This is a genomic window from Neisseria zoodegmatis (assembly GCF_900187305.1).
In the GTDB taxonomy this organism is placed as follows: domain Bacteria; phylum Pseudomonadota; class Gammaproteobacteria; order Burkholderiales; family Neisseriaceae; genus Neisseria; species Neisseria zoodegmatis.
The window spans coordinates 795,374-808,675 of sequence record NZ_LT906434.1; the positions used below are offsets into that span (position 1 = coordinate 795,374).

Genomic DNA, 13,302 nt, shown 5'->3' on the forward strand with positions numbered 1-13,302 from the left:
CGATACGCTACTTGTGACTTGAAATATTGAGGCATATTTTCAGACGGCCTCATCGTGTAGGCTGAACTCAAAAACAGCAGAATCAATCGCAAAACACCTATGATTTATTGTGCTTTTCGCCGCAACCGTAAGCCTGCGTGATGCGGTCGATAATGATGGCCAGAATTACGATGGCGGCACCGGCTTCCACGCCTTGACCGATGTTGAGCGTCTGCACCGCTTGCAATACGTATTCGCCCAGCCCGCGCGCGCCGATCATGGAGGCCAGCACCACCATGCCGAGCGACATCATCACGGCTTGGTTCACGCCTGCCATGATGCTGGGCTTGGCTTGCGGCAGCAGCACCCATTTCAGCAGTTGCCAGCGGTTGCTGCCGAATGCGATGGCGGCTTCAATCATCTGCGGGCTGACTTGGCGGATGCCGAGGGCGGTGAGGCGGATAAGCGGGGCGAGGGCGTACACCACGGTGGCGAACAGCGCCGGCACTTTGCCGATGCCGAACAGCATCAGCACGGGAATCAGATATACAAAGCTCGGCATGGTCTGCATCACGTCGAGCGCAGGCGAGAGCAGCTTGTAGAGGCGCGGGCGGTAGGCGGTGAAGATGCCGACGGGAATGCCGATGATCACGGTGAGCAATACCGAAGCGGCCAACAGCGCGAGCGTCTGCATCAGCGCCGCCCACAGGCCGAACGAACCGATTACGTAGAAACCGCCGATGCACAAGGCGGCGAACCACCATTTGCGCGTGGCATGCCAGCCCACTACGCCGGTGAGCAGCAACACCAACCACGCGGGCAGGGCTTGCAGCAGGCGCTCCAGCGGCAGCAGCAAACCGAGCGTTACATCGCTGGCTTTACGCAGCTTGTCGCCGTGGTTTTGCACGGTTTGTTTGAGCGAACGGTTGAGGCCGTCTGAAACCGACCAGACGCGGAAAATACCGTTATTGCTTGCGGATCGAATATCGAGCTTGTTTTTCAGACGGCCTGCCGCTTCTTCGGAAACCCATTGTCGCCACACTTCGGGGTGCTGCTGCAAAAACAGCTTGGCCTGTGCTTCGCCGCTGCGTTTGTTTTCCGACATTTCCAAGATGGCGCGGTTGAGCATATCCGGCTCGAATTGCAGCCGCTCGATCATGGCGGCCAGTTCGGGGTGGGCCGTCTGAAACGGGGTGGACACGGCGACGGCGAGTTTGGAAACGGGAAAGCCCGATACGCAGCGGTTTTTGCTGGCGGGCTGCAACAGCGTTTCCCAGCAGGCGGCATCGTGGGCGGGGAAGTCCAACGGCTCGAAGCGGTATTTCGCCATCAGGCCGGTGGGCTGCCAGTAGTAAAACAAGATCGGTTTTTTCTGCTCGTAAGCGGAAGAAACGGCCGCATCCAAAGCCGCGCCGGTGCCGGGGCGGACGTTGTTGAAATGCGCGTTGAGGCCGGTGGTGTCGAGCAGGCGCGTGTTGAAGGTTTCACACGTCCAACCCGTAGGGCAGTTGAGGAAACGCGCTTTTTGCGGCGACTCGGGGTCGGGGAACAAATCTTTGAAACGCGGCAGGTCGGCCACGCCTTTTAAATCGGGGTGCGCCTGCTTCACATAATCGGGCACATACCAGCCTTGTTTCGCCCCGCCTTTGAGCGTGTCGCCGATAACGGCGGCCTTTTTTTCTTCCACGGCTTTCTGCATCACCGGCGAGCGGCCGACCCATTGTTCGGCAATAATCTGAATATCGTCTTGCGCCAGCGCGGTTTCCAGCGCGGTGGTGGTGCCGGGCACGCTTTCGGTGGCGCAGCCGTAGCCGTCGCGCAAGATGGTGTTTAAGACGGCGGTGGTGAATTGCCCGCTTTCCCAGTCGAGCGCGCCGAGTTTGACGGGTTTGTCGGGCTGGCAGGCCGCGGCAAAAGGGCTGGCGGCGAGTAAGACGGTAAACAGGAGCGGTTTTAAAAAAGACATCAGTATTTTGGGCTTTCGGAGGGAAACGGCAGGGGTTTCGGAAGGTTTCGGGTGCTCACACAAACAGACGCGGCAGCGGGAAATATTCTTGCCGATTGATGAATCTGCGATAGATTTCAAGATATTAATACAGATAACGGCCTTTGCAAAACTTATTCAGGCCGTCTGAAAAATACGGCATGGTAGCCCACCCGCTTAAAAGCGTGGTTTTGCTCATAATATGTGAACCGAAACCGACCATCTTCAATCCAATCATCAAACCTGTACAATCCGCAGGACATCACGAGCAAATGAAAGGTGCGAATATGAAAACATGGATGGCTTTATCTGCATCAACCTTAATTTTGATGACAGGCTGTAGCTCTATGAATAATCAGTCGGAAAACAAACCCGCGCCGCCGCAGGCCGAAGCAGCGCTGCCGTCTGAAACCGCGTTGAAGCGCGTTTGGATGCTGGCCGGTTTGGAAGGATTCACGCGCGAGCAGCTGACGGCTTTGCGCGCCGAAATGGATTTGCGTTCGCTTCCCCGCGGCAGCGCCTATATGGGTTGCAACCGCATTATGCTGAATGCCGATTCGGTTACCGCACAGCAGATTTCGTTTGGTCACGCCGCATCAACCCGCATGTATTGCGCCGACAGAATGGCTTTGGAGCAGGCTTTTACGGCCAACATCAAAGGCAGCCACACTTACCGCATAGAAGGGCATAAGCTCATTTTGCGCAGTGAATCCGGCAAGGAAATGCACTTTGTCGCCCAAGATTGGGACTGATAACCGCAAATAAGGCCGAGACCTTTGCAAAACCCCCATTTGCGGCGCATTTCTGCGTTGTGCGCTGCCCGCTCGTTTGCCTATCGTGTGATATGTCTGCGCTCGTTGTGCTGCTATGCCTTGAACTGCATCCGCATCTGAGGGTTTTTCAAAGCTTTCAGGCCGTCTGAAAATGTGTTTTCAGACGGCCTTAAACTTTAAAACAAGCCAGATGAATCAAGCGGCTTCTACATCAAACCCGCTGTGACGCAGCAACGCGTCGATTTCAGGTTCGCGGCCGCGGAAGGCTTTGAACGATTCCATCGCGCTGCGTGAACCGCCCACGGCGAGGATTTCCATCCAGAAGCGTTTGCCGGTGGCTTTGATGTCGTCGCTTTCTTCAAAGGCGGCGTAGGCATCGGCCGACAGCACTTCCGCCCATGCGTAGCTGTAATAGCCTGCCGAATAGCCGCCGGCGAAGATATGGCTGAAGCTGTTGGCAAAGCGGTTGTAGGCAGGCGGCTGGATAACGGCTACTTCTTTACGCACGTTTTCCAACACCTGCGCCCAGTTTTTCAGACGGCCTTCGTCGCTTTCGCTGTAAATCAGCATGTCGAACAGGGCAAATTCCATTTGGCGTACGAGGAACATGCCGCGCTGGAAGTTTTTCGCCGCCACCATTTTGTCGAACAATTCGCGCGGCAGGGCGGCTCCGTTGTCTTCGTGCGACGACATTTCCGCCAGCACGTCGTATTCCCACGCAAAGTTTTCCATAAACTGGCTCGGCAGTTCGACTGCATCCCATTCCACGCCGTTGATGCCGGAAACACCCAATTCGTCGACTTGCGTGAGCAGGTGGTGCAGGCCGTGGCCGGTTTCGTGGTAGAGCGTGATGATTTCGTCGTGGCTGAGGCGCGATTCTTTGCCGTTCACGGGCGGGGTGAAGTTGCACACCAGATAAGCCACCGGCGTTTGGGTTTGGCCGATGCGGTTGCCGGAGATGAAACGGCGGCGGCCGCGGTAGTCGTTCATCCAAGCACCGCCGCGTTTGCCTTCGCGGGCAAACAGGTCGAGATACACGCCGCCGATGATCGAGCCGCCTTTTTCCAGCTCGAAATAGCGCACGTCGGGGTGCCACACGGGTACGGTTTTTTCAATGAAGTTCACGCCGTACAAACGGTTGACTTGGGCAAACAGGCCGGCCAGCACTTTGCCGACGGGGAAGTATTTTTTCACTTCGGTTTCGCTAAAAGCGTATTTGGCTTGGCGCAGCTTTTCACTGGCGTAGGTCAGATCCCACGATTGCGGGTCGGCAATGCCCAAGGTTTCGCGCGCGAACGCCTGCACTTCGGCCAAGTCTTTTTCGGCGAACGGTTTGGCGCGGCGGGCCAAGTCGTGCAGGAAATCCAGCACTTGCTGCGGGGTTTCGGCCATTTTGGTGGCGAGCGAAAGTTCGGCGAAGTTGGCAAAACCCAGCAGTTTGGCTTCCTGCAAGGCGATTTCCAAGCGGCGACTGATGTTGGCGGTGTTGTCGAACTTGCCTTCGTCGCTCAATTCGCTGGCGCGGGTAACGTAGGCGCGGTAGATGTTTTCGCGCAATTCGCGGTTGTCGGCGTATTGCATCACGGCGATGTAGTGCGGCATTTGCAGGCCGATTTTGTAGCCTTCCTTGCCTTCGGCTTGGGCTGCGGCGGCGAACATGGCCATCGCGTCTTCGGGCAGGCCGGAGAGTTGGCTGTCGTCGTCGAAATAAAGCGCGAACGCATCGGTGGCATCGAGCACGTTTTGCGAGAACTGCGCGCCGAGCTGTGCGCCTTCGGTTTGCAGTGCGGCAAACTCGGCCTGCTGTTCGGGCGGCAGTTCGGCACCGCTTAATACGAAGTCGCGCAGGTCGTGGTTGAGTTTGGTTTGCTGGGCGGCATCGAGTTTGGCGAATTCGGGCGAGTTTTTAATTGCTTTGAAGCGTTCGTACAGCTCGATGTCTTGGCCGATTTCGGTAAAGAATACGGTTACTTCGGGCATCAATTCGTTGTACACGGCGCGTAATTCGGGCGTGTCGGCCACGGAATTCAAATGTGCCACCACGCCCCAAATACGGCCCACGCGCTCGGTGAGGTCGGTAAGTTTTTCAACGGTGTTTTCCCAAGTGATGTCGCTTTGGGCTTTAACGGCGGCGATTTCCGCGCGCGCTTCGGTCATGGCGGCTTCCATCGCGGGGCGGATGTCGGCGGTTTGGATGCGGTCGAAACGGGGTTCGTCGGCGAGGTTCAGTAATACGTTGCTCATGGTTTTCCTTTGGATGTTTTCAGACGGCCTGAATGGGGAGGCCGTCTGAAAAAAACGGGTAAGATGGGAATCAAACGGGGTGTATATAGTGCCGGATGGAGTAAATTCAAAGTGCTTCTTTGATTGGCAATACGGTAAAAACGGCGGTTTCTGAATATAACAAAAATCATGCGGGCGGGGTGGGCGGTTTCATTGTTATTGTCGAATCAAATGATTAAAACCGCAAATGCCGGCAAACCCGCCGCATCGGTTTGCTTCGCTATCGTCTCCGAATGGTATAGAATAGCCCTACACAAACCGCTACTAACTATAACTATGGAAATATCATCCGATACCGTCCGCACGGCCATGCAGCTCAAGCTGATTGCCCATCCGCAGCGGCTGGCCATTGCGAAGCTGCTGCTGGAAAGCGAACATAGCGCCGCGGAAATTGCCCAAGCAACGGGCATTCATGTTACCACCGTGTCCAACCATTTGAATAAAATGCGCAGCGGCGGCGCGGTTGATTTCACGCGCTACCACCGTGTGATGCAATACCGGCTCACTTCGCCGCTGATTGTCGCCGTGCTCCGTGCCGTGCAGGAAAACGGCGGTGGCAAAGAGGCCGTCTGAAAAACGCTTTGGAAACAGACAAAACACATCATGAAAATCGCTACTTGGAACGTAAATTCCCTCAATGTGCGCCTGCCGCAGGTGCAGGATTGGCTGCAACAGCACAGCCCCGACGTATTGGTTTTGCAGGAACTCAAGCTCGACCAAGACAAATACCCCGCCGCCGTTTTCCAAATGGGCGGCTGGCATACCGTGTGGAGCGGTCAAAAAACCTATAACGGCGTGGCCATCATCAGCAAAGAAGCCCCGCAAGACGTGCACACCGGCCTGCCCGCGCTGCCCGACGACCCGCAGCGGCGCGTGATTGCCGCCACCGTTAACGGCGTGCGCGTGATCAACGTATATTGCGTGAACGGCGAAGCACCCGACAGCCCGAAATTCCAATATAAAGAACAATGGTTCGCCGCGCTGACCGAATTTGTGCGCGATGAGATGAGCAGCTACGAAAAGCTGGTGTTGCTGGGCGATTTCAATATCGCTCCCACCGATTTGGATTGCTACGACCCCGAAAAATGGCGTGAAAAAATCCATTGCACCAGTATCGAGCGGTCGTGGTTCCAAAAACTGCTCGATTTAGGGCTGACCGACAGCCTGCGCCACCGCCATCCCGAAGAAGTGATGTACACATGGTGGGATTACCGCGGCGCGATGTTCCAACGCAAACAGGGTTTGCGTATCGACCACCTGCTGATTACCCCCGCCTTGCGCGATGCCCTGCAAGACGTGCAGGTGGATTTGGAAGCCCGCGCACAAGAACGCCCCAGCGACCATGCGCCGGTGTGGGCGGAGTTTGCCGTTTAAACCGCATTAACCCGAATGCCCGATGGCATGAGGCCGTCTGAAAACTTTCAGACGGCCTCAACCCTTGTCTTTCATACTTAAACCATTCCTCAAATTATCTATCTTTTCATCACTCTATTTATTAAAGCTAAAAATGTACTCACGATTTTTCAAACCCAAATTTTTTCTCAATCTCATGCTCGCGCTCGCCGCCGTGCCTGCCGCCGCACACGCCGCGCAGTGCACGAATGCCGGCTTGGACGTGGTGGTGCTCGGTTCGGGTGGCCCCGAATTGAGCGACAAACGCGCTTCCACCGGCTATCTAGTGCGTGAAAACGGCAAGGCCCGTTTCATTATCGACTTCGGCGCAGGCTCTTCACTCAACTTCGAGCGTGCGGGCGGCGACATCAAAGACTTGGAAGCCCTGCTGTTTACCCATTTCCATGTCGATCATTCCAACGACTTGCCCGCATTGGTCAAAGCCTCGTATTTTTCCGAACGTAACCGCGACTTGCCGGTTTATGGCCCCACCGGAAACCACGCCATCCCGACCACGCCGTTATTTGTAGAGCGGCAGTTCGGCGAAAAAGGCGTTTATCCGTATTTGTCGGACTTCCTCACCGGTGAAGCCGCGTTCGCCTTGAAGCCGATAGCGGTTAACGCCGATAAAAAACAGCCCAAACTGTTTGAAACCAAGCTCGGCGGCTTTACCTTGAAAGCCATTCCCGTAGAACACGGTTTGCTGCCTTCTTTGGGTTGGCGCATCGAGAAAAACGGCTGCTCCGTAACCATGTCGGGCGATACCAGCAACATCGGTAAAACTTTGGACGTGTTGGCGAAGAATACGGATGTTTTCATCGCCCACAATGCCGTGCCGGAAACCGCGCGCGACAAAATCGCCTTGAAACTGCACATGACGCCGTCTGAAATCGGCCGCATCGCCCAAACTACCGGCAGCCGCAGCGTGGTGTTGTCGCACTTTATGCGCCGTACCGAAAACGTGAAGCCCGCCACTTCCGCCGCCATCCGCAAAACCTACCAAGGCAAGCTGGCGTTTGCGCAAGACTGCGATATTTATTCGCTCAAAACCGGCATGAAAACCGGAAGCTGCAAGCGGTAAGAACGCAAAACAAAGACCCGATAAAATGATTTATCGGGTCTTTTTAATTTAAGCCTTTAATCAAATCGGCTTCCTTGCCTCATCATGGATTTCGGAAAGGAAGCCGATAAACAGTCATTCAGAGAACTGTGGGATTATTGTTGCTGGGCGGCGCGAATGGCGTTTTGATCAGGATTGATCAAGATTTCTACGCGACGGTTTTTCGCGCGGCCTTCGGGCGTGTCGTTACCCGCTACCGGTTGGCGCGAACCGTAACCGATGGTGCTGAGGCGTGAAGCGGCTACGCCGCGGCGGTTCAGATAGTCGGCTACGGATTGGGCGCGGCGTTGCGACAGCGGCTCGTTAATCGCGTCGTTACCGGTGTTGTCGGTGTGGCCGGCGATGGTCAGCGTGGTGTCGTGGTATTGAACCAGCGTTTCAGCCGCTTTGTTCAACGCATCCATAGCATTGCCGCTCAGCGTGGCGCTGTTGGTAGCGAAAGTTACGCTTTCAGGCATGATCAGTTTGATTTGGTTGCCTTGGCGTTCTACTTCCACGTTGGTATTGGCTAAGCTTTCGCGCAGTTTTTTCTCTTGATAATCCATGTAGCCGCCGACGCCTGCACCGACTGCGCCGCAAGCCAAAGCCGAGTTACGCGCGCCTTTGCCGCCGTGGGTCAATGCGCCGACGATGCCGCAGGCTGCCGCGCCGCCCAAGCCGTACATGGCGGTTTTGCTCATTTTTTGCTGGCCGGTTACAGGGTCGGTAACGCAACCTGAAAGCATCAGTGCGGAGGTTGCGGCCAATACGGTGAAGGGTTTCAACAGTTTCATGATCATTTTCCTTTCGGTTTCGAAGTGATTATTTAGACTTCAAGCATGCTTCGGGTGGGCATGTTATCGGATTCACTATATAGAAATCATATGGGTAAAACAGTTTGCTTAACTTGATATTACACAGTTGGCGGTTTGCTTACTGTTCAGACGGCATCGAGGCCGTCTGAATATGATAAACCGTATCTTTTATGATACAGCTTAAATGCGGGATAAATGCCGGGCGTTTATGGTTTGGGGTGTTTGTGGCGGCGGTATTTTTGCAGCCGCTGCATCAGCATCAGCTTGATTCTCAGTTTGACGTCGTAGCCGACGGAGCCGAAGCCCAAGATAAACAACACGGCGGCAACGGGCAGGGCGAAGTGGTGGCCGACGGTGTGGTAGCCCCATGCGCCGATGAGTCCGCCCGCGAAAAAGGCCAGCAGCAGGCCGGTGAACAGTTTGGCTTTGGGTTTGTTGACATGCACATGCGGCAGCTTGGGGTTTTCGCTGCGGCTGTAATAGAGCATTTTGGAAATTTCGATACCTAAATCGGTGGCGGTGCCGGTCATGTGGGTGGAGCGGATGGCGCCGCCGGAAAGTATGGTAATCACGGTGTTGTGCATACCCATAATGAAGCACAGTAAAAACATCGCCAGCGAGGGCATTTCGGCGATTTCCCATTCCAGCGCGGTTACGCCGAGTATGCCGAACAGCAGCATATAAACGCCTTCAAGCCACATGGAAAAGCCGAAGCCGCCGCGAAAGCGCCGTCTTTTCGCCCAGAGCACCACCCAGCTGGAATGCGCCGCGCCGAGAATGAAGCACACCAGCCCGAGCATGCCGATCATCACGACTTTCCATTCGCCCAAATAAGCCATATCGGCGGCATGCGACAGCTCGCCTGTAACGTGCGAAGTGTAGCGTGCGACGGCAAAAAAACCGCCGGCGTTAATCGCACCGGCCAGCAAAGCCATCAGGTAGCCGAGAATGCGGAAGCGCACGTCGCTGACGTTGTGCTCGTGCAGATACGGTTTGTCGGCCTGCCAAAACGGCTGCGTGCTTTTTGCGCGGCGGCGTTTGCTGCGGTAGGAGTCGGGGGCTTGGTTATCCATGTAGGGAATAAATGTAGATGTGCTGATCACATAGTTGCCTGCGGATATTGTACCGTGCCGTCTGAAAAAAGAAAGTTCAGACGGCCTGCGGTGTTTTGCTTAGGCAGTCGGAGGGATTTGCATGGATAAGCCGTTCAACATTATGGCTCTTTTCGAACGCGGATAAATGTGGCAAAGCGCGGCGTGCCTTTTTGTGTGAAGCCGCTGTAACGGTAGGTAACCGTGCTGCCGACGGGCGGGGGATTGGCGCGGTCGGCATCTTTCAGGCCGCTGCCGATGCGGAACTCGCCGTGCCGGTTGGTGCAGCCCAAAGCGCCTACCATGCCTGAATATTTGCCTTTGCCTTCATAGTGGCGGGTGACGGTGCATTCGTCGTCGTGCCGGCTTTTGAGTTTCAGCAGGTAATCGCTTCTGCCGCTTTGATAGGGTATGTCGGGGTGGCGCAACATCACGCCTTCGCCGCCCGCTGCTTCCACTTGCTTTAAAAATGCGCGGGCATGGGCGTTATCTTTCACCGGTGTTTGCGGAATAATTTTAATCGGTGCTTGCGGATGCTGTTTCAGCCAGCTTTCCAATACGGCCAAACGCCGGTAGAGATTGCCTTGTGCCTGTGGCACGTCGAATACATGCAGTTTGATGTGGCGCCAATCGGCGGAACCGGAGCGTACGGTGGCGGAGATGTGTTCGAATTGTCCTCTTCGGCTGAACAGCTCGCCGTCTATGGGGTAGGGCGGGAAATGGGCGGTGTAGCCTGCCGGCGGGGTAAACGCATGGCCTTGGCGGCTGATCAGCTGCTTGCCGTTCCAATACGCGCGTACGCCGTCGAGCTTTTCGCTCATGGCCCAGCCTGCGATATTTTGACCTTTGTATTCTTTGGCCAGCAGCAAACTGGGCGGCGCGGCGACGGCGGCCTGCGTGATAAACCAAGCGCAAGAGAGTATGATGGCTTTCATTTTGTTTCCTGTAATGTGTCGTATTATTTTAATGATTAGGCAGGATACTATTACAGGCCGTCTGAAAAATAAAGGAATCTGATAAATGACTTTGCAATGTGAAATGATTGCGGTAACGCCGTTCCGTCAAAACTGCACGCTGATTTGGGATGATGAAACCCGCGAGGCGGTGTTGACCGATGTGGGCGGAGACGTGCCGTTTTTGTTGGAAGAAATCAAAAAACACGATTTGAAGCTGACCGCTATTTGGCTGACGCACGGTCATTTGGATCATGCCGGCGGTGTGGTCGAGCTGCTTTCGCAAGTTGACGTGCCGGTATTGGGGCCGCACGAGGAAGATTTGTTTTTGCTGGAGCAGCTGCCGCAGATAACGGCGCAATACGGCTTTCCCGTGTCGCCGTCGTTCACACCGACGCGCTGGCTGAAAGAAGGGGATGCGCTCACGGTAGGGAAATATGCTTTTGACGTGCTGCATATCCCCGGCCACACGCCCGGTCATGTTGTGTTTTATTGTAAAGATGCGGAATTATTGATAGCAGGGGATGTCTTGTTTTATGAAAGCATCGGCAGAACCGACTTCCCGCGCGGAAACCATGCCGATCTGATCCACAATATCACAAGCAAACTGCTGGCATTGCCCGAAAGTATCACCGTGATCAGCGGGCACGGAAGAACGACGACGATAGGGCACGAGAAACATCATAATCCGTATTTGCGGGGATGATTTTTTCTGTAAAGAAATGAAAACTTAAAAAATGCCTATGGGTTTTTTGAAAGATGCTTCGGCATCTGTTTCATTTCCCGGCGGGCTGCGTGATATTGCCGATACACAGTTAAGTTTAAGTGTCAGGAATAGCCTTATGGCGAAGCGGTCAAACGCTTAACAAGCAGACTTGCGGAGCCGTATTTTATTTTTGGTGCTTATTTTCGACACCTCTCACACAAGGAGAAGAAGCATGTCTTTTGATTTGGGCAATTTATTGCAAAGCCAACTGGGCGGCGTATTGAGCCGTTTTCTCACCCAATCGGGCGAAAGTGCCGAAAACAGCACCAAAGCAGTCCGCCTTGCTCTGCCGGCGGTGGTGGCCGGGATGTTGAAACACATCAGCAACCAGCCCGACAATGCGGCAAACCTGTATGAAACCGTGAGCGGCGTTTCAGGCAATGTGCTGAACAACGCCGTTAGCCGTGCCGAAGAAGGCGGCGCGGGTTTCAATGATCTGCTGGTGTGGGGTAAAACCCAACTGCCGCACTTCTTGGGCGGTAACGCGGCAGATGTTTCCGACCAGCTTTCTCAAGAAAGCGGCGTATCGAAATCGGCGGCCGGATCGTTGGTTGCCTTATCGCTGCCTTTGGTGCTGTCTGTATTGCGCAATAAAATCAAAAGCGAAAATCTCGACCGCGATCAAATGCTAGGCTTGTTCAGTTCGCAACGCGATTGGTTGTCCGGCTCGTTGAGCAACGGCATGTTGTCAGCACTCGGTATCGGCAGCTTGAGCGGTTTGTTTGGCAGCCTCACCGGCTTGTTTGGTACTGCCGCCCGCACCGCAACTGCGGGAGCTGCCGCCGCAGCCGCTGCACCGGCCGCCGCTGCTGCCGCAACCAAAGGCTCGGGATTGGGCAAATGGATTGCGTTGGTGCTTGCCGCGCTGCTGGCTTTGTTTGCTTTCAAGAGCTGCGGCGACCGCAAAGGCGGGGATGCCGCTCCTGCCGTTGCGTCCGGAGAAGCTGTTGCTTCCGAAGCGGAGGCTGTTGCGGATAAGGCGGCCGAGTCGGTAGAAGCTTCGCCCGTATCGGCGCCTGTGATGCCGTCTGAACCTTCCGTGGTTTCAGCACCTTCGGCTGTCGAAGCATCTGCCCCTGCCGCCGATGCCGTAGCGCCTGCTGACTTGAAAGCGGAAGAAGCCCGCGTACTGTATCAAGACGGCGTAGCCAAGTTCTACTTCGCTACTGCCAAAGCCGATGTGCCTGAAGGTGCGGAAGTAATGGTGGCCGATGTGATTGCCGCCGGTAAAGCAGGCAAAAAACTGGTGGTAAGCGGATTTGCCGACAGCACCGGTAACGCCGCCGCCAATGCCGCATTGTCGAAAAAACGTGCCAATGCCGTGAAAGCTTTCTTTGAAGCACAAGGCGTTGACGCTGCCAATATCGAGTTGCGCAAACCTGAAAACACTACCGGTGCGATTGGCAACGATGTTGAAGGCCGCCGCGTAGAAGTGAAAGTTGAAGGCTGATAAAGATTCAACCGTATGATGTAAGAAGGCCGTCTGAAAATGTTCAGACGGCCTTTTCTTATTTAGCAGTCAGGATTTATTTGCTGCTGTTGCAAGAAGTTTCGGTTACGTTGCCGTAACGGTCGGTGAATGACAAGAAAGCTTGGTTGCCTTTTTGGTGCCATTCGGTTTTCTTGTCGCGTGATACATAACGCTCGCCTGAGCCTGAAACAGCGCTTTCAAGATTGGCGCTCATGCGTTGGTCTTGCAGGCCGTAGTTTACAGAGATGCGGTCGGTGCCCATGCGGCTTACTTTTACGGTAAATCCGTTTTGGCAGCTGAAGTTTGATGCCGCGCCGTGAGCGTGACCGTGGTCATGAGAATGACCGTGTGAGTGGTCATGGCCATGATGACCGTGATCGTGAGGTTGACGGCCGTCAGAGGCACACGCAGCCAAAATCAGGGCAGCAGCCGCAGGAGCAAGTAATTTAACAAATTTCATCAAACATTCCTTTTCAGTAAAATAATCATATTCGAGCCGCCCGAAAGCGGTCTGTGTATATACTAACCGCCGTTTTATCCCATCATGGTCGGCGCGGCGCCAACATTATAACGTTTAACTTTCATTTACCGGCCTTTTCACAGCCTGTTGCACTTTTCAGACAACGCAAACCCTTATAAAATGAAACAATTTTGCAAGCTTTAAGCAGGCCGTCTGAAATAACGGCTTTGCGGGTT

The 13,302-nt window shown here is 54.8% G+C and carries 12 protein-coding genes and 1 pseudogene; 7 read left to right on the top strand and 6 right to left on the bottom strand.

The annotated features are described in order from the left end of the window. Positions 1-97: 97 nt before the first annotated feature. The gene (locus tag CKV66_RS03675) at positions 98-1,945 is read right to left on the bottom strand and encodes a glycine betaine ABC transporter substrate-binding protein (protein WP_085364110.1); all 1,848 of its coding nucleotides are present in this window, start codon (positions 1,943-1,945) and stop codon (positions 98-100) included. A 143-nt stretch (positions 1,946-2,088) separates the two neighbouring features. Between CKV66_RS03675 and CKV66_RS03680 the strand changes: the two genes are divergently transcribed. Both CKV66_RS03680 and CKV66_RS12500 read left to right on the top strand, forming a co-directional pair. Beyond that, complete coding sequence (locus tag CKV66_RS03680) at positions 2,089-2,715, top strand: META domain-containing protein (protein ID WP_143773813.1); 627 nt, start codon at positions 2,089-2,091, stop codon at positions 2,713-2,715. 9 nt (positions 2,716-2,724) lie between these two features. After that, positions 2,725-2,885, top strand: a pseudogene (locus tag CKV66_RS12500) (lipoprotein signal peptidase). 46 nt (positions 2,886-2,931) lie between these two features. Here the strand turns inward: CKV66_RS12500 and CKV66_RS03690 are convergent. Then, the gene (locus CKV66_RS03690) at positions 2,932-4,980 is read right to left on the bottom strand and encodes a M3 family metallopeptidase (RefSeq protein ID WP_085364108.1); all 2,049 of its coding nucleotides are present in this window, start codon (positions 4,978-4,980) and stop codon (positions 2,932-2,934) included. Positions 4,981-5,328: 348 nt separating this feature from the next. Between CKV66_RS03690 and CKV66_RS03695 the strand changes: the two genes are divergently transcribed. The 3 genes from CKV66_RS03695 to CKV66_RS03705 all read left to right on the top strand — a co-directional run bounded on the left by CKV66_RS03695 (position 5,329) and on the right by CKV66_RS03705 (position 7,492). Beyond that, positions 5,329-5,592, top strand: coding sequence for an ArsR/SmtB family transcription factor (locus CKV66_RS03695; RefSeq protein WP_231990538.1), 264 nt, complete (start codon positions 5,329-5,331; stop codon positions 5,590-5,592). 30 nt (positions 5,593-5,622) lie between these two features. Continuing rightward, positions 5,623-6,393 (top strand): exodeoxyribonuclease III, encoded by a 771-nt coding sequence (gene xth, locus CKV66_RS03700; protein WP_085364107.1) that lies wholly within the window; start codon positions 5,623-5,625, stop codon positions 6,391-6,393. Positions 6,394-6,526: 133 nt separating this feature from the next. Further along, on the top strand, positions 6,527-7,492 hold the full coding sequence (locus CKV66_RS03705) for an MBL fold metallo-hydrolase (RefSeq protein WP_231990516.1): 966 nt from the start codon (positions 6,527-6,529) through the stop codon (positions 7,490-7,492). A 134-nt stretch (positions 7,493-7,626) separates the two neighbouring features. Here CKV66_RS03705 and CKV66_RS03710 read toward each other — a convergent pair whose 3' ends face one another. The 3 genes from CKV66_RS03710 to CKV66_RS03720 all read right to left on the bottom strand — a co-directional run bounded on the left by CKV66_RS03710 (position 7,627) and on the right by CKV66_RS03720 (position 10,351). Further along, on the bottom strand, positions 7,627-8,304 hold the full coding sequence (locus CKV66_RS03710; RefSeq protein ID WP_085364106.1) for an OmpA family protein: 678 nt from the start codon (positions 8,302-8,304) through the stop codon (positions 7,627-7,629). 227 nt (positions 8,305-8,531) lie between these two features. Continuing rightward, positions 8,532-9,398 carry a YoaK family protein gene (locus CKV66_RS03715; protein WP_085364105.1) on the bottom strand — a complete coding sequence of 289 codons (867 nt, stop codon included), beginning with the start codon at positions 9,396-9,398 and terminating at the stop codon, positions 8,532-8,534. A gap of 140 nt (positions 9,399-9,538) precedes the next feature. Next, on the bottom strand, positions 9,539-10,351 hold the full coding sequence (locus CKV66_RS03720; RefSeq protein ID WP_085364104.1) for a DNA ligase: 813 nt from the start codon (positions 10,349-10,351) through the stop codon (positions 9,539-9,541). Positions 10,352-10,436: 85 nt separating this feature from the next. Between CKV66_RS03720 and CKV66_RS03725 the strand changes: the two genes are divergently transcribed. Both CKV66_RS03725 and CKV66_RS03730 read left to right on the top strand, forming a co-directional pair. Then, the gene (locus CKV66_RS03725) at positions 10,437-11,075 is read left to right on the top strand and encodes an MBL fold metallo-hydrolase (protein WP_085364103.1); all 639 of its coding nucleotides are present in this window, start codon (positions 10,437-10,439) and stop codon (positions 11,073-11,075) included. A 232-nt stretch (positions 11,076-11,307) separates the two neighbouring features. Further along, entirely contained in the window at positions 11,308-12,585 is a 1,278-nt protein-coding gene (locus CKV66_RS03730) for an OmpA family protein (RefSeq protein ID WP_085364102.1), read from the top strand. Positions 12,586-12,661: 76 nt separating this feature from the next. On the opposite strand, the gene CKV66_RS03735 is transcribed toward CKV66_RS03730, so the two are convergent. After that, entirely contained in the window at positions 12,662-13,066 is a 405-nt protein-coding gene (locus CKV66_RS03735; RefSeq protein ID WP_085364101.1) for an MliC family protein, read from the bottom strand. Between the last annotated feature and the right edge of the window lie 236 nt (positions 13,067-13,302).

Bases quoted from the DNA above. Each gene is read 5' to 3' on its own strand.
- CKV66_RS03675 (WP_085364110.1), bottom strand. From the start codon at position 1,945: ATGTCTTTTTTAAAACCGCTCCTGTTTACCGTCTTACTCGCCGCCAGC.
- CKV66_RS03690 (WP_085364108.1), bottom strand. From the start codon at position 4,980: ATGAGCAACGTATTACTGAACCTCGCCGACGAACCCCGTTTCGACCGC.
- CKV66_RS03695 (WP_231990538.1), top strand. From the start codon at position 5,329: ATGCAGCTCAAGCTGATTGCCCATCCGCAGCGGCTGGCCATTGCGAAG.
- xth (WP_085364107.1), top strand. From the start codon at position 5,623: ATGAAAATCGCTACTTGGAACGTAAATTCCCTCAATGTGCGCCTGCCG.
- CKV66_RS03705 (WP_231990516.1), top strand. From the start codon at position 6,527: ATGTACTCACGATTTTTCAAACCCAAATTTTTTCTCAATCTCATGCTC.
- CKV66_RS03710 (WP_085364106.1), bottom strand. From the start codon at position 8,304: ATGAAACTGTTGAAACCCTTCACCGTATTGGCCGCAACCTCCGCACTG.
- CKV66_RS03715 (WP_085364105.1), bottom strand. From the start codon at position 9,398: ATGGATAACCAAGCCCCCGACTCCTACCGCAGCAAACGCCGCCGCGCA.
- CKV66_RS03720 (WP_085364104.1), bottom strand. From the start codon at position 10,351: ATGAAAGCCATCATACTCTCTTGCGCTTGGTTTATCACGCAGGCCGCC.
- CKV66_RS03725 (WP_085364103.1), top strand. From the start codon at position 10,437: ATGACTTTGCAATGTGAAATGATTGCGGTAACGCCGTTCCGTCAAAAC.
- CKV66_RS03730 (WP_085364102.1), top strand. From the start codon at position 11,308: ATGTCTTTTGATTTGGGCAATTTATTGCAAAGCCAACTGGGCGGCGTA.
- CKV66_RS03735 (WP_085364101.1), bottom strand. From the start codon at position 13,066: ATGAAATTTGTTAAATTACTTGCTCCTGCGGCTGCTGCCCTGATTTTG.